The sequence below is a fragment of the Pseudophaeobacter profundi genome (genome assembly GCF_029697505.1).
Classification (GTDB): domain Bacteria; phylum Pseudomonadota; class Alphaproteobacteria; order Rhodobacterales; family Rhodobacteraceae; genus Pseudophaeobacter; species Pseudophaeobacter profundi.
In genome coordinates this window covers 1-330 of sequence record NZ_JARJEF010000144.1, presented here as the reverse complement: position 1 = coordinate 330, position 330 = coordinate 1, and the positions used below count along the sequence as shown (strand labels likewise).

The window sequence follows — 330 nt, the reverse complement described above, 5'->3', positions numbered from 1 at the left end:
AGAACACCTGCTTGTACACATCCTTGAAAGCAAAGTTCAGGGCTTGCGTGGGAAAGTACCTGATGACGTTGGCAAGATTACCTCTCCAGAAAGAGGCGAACCCTTGTTCCCTGGGAATGCGCACAAAGCAGTCGATAATACCTTTATATTGCTTGTCGGCTGCGATTTGTTTAGAGACGGCTTGTACTTGAAGCAATAACTTCACACGTTCAATTGGGGCGACGACAGTCTTTGAGACCGCGGCTGAAATACCTCCAGCCAAAAAATCTTTGGCAAATGACATAGGGTCTGGTGAAGCCATCTCGAGTTTGATTGTTACGCGAGGGCTTG

Annotated in this window: 1 protein-coding gene; it reads right to left on the bottom strand. The window is 47.6% G+C overall.

What is annotated here, in order from left to right; all coding sequences use genetic code 11:
• The coding region (locus P2081_RS20575) for an MC/SLC25 family protein (RefSeq protein WP_278924648.1) at window positions 1-301 on the bottom strand (301 nt) is incomplete at its 3' end.
• Window positions 302-330: the final 29 nt, after the last annotated feature.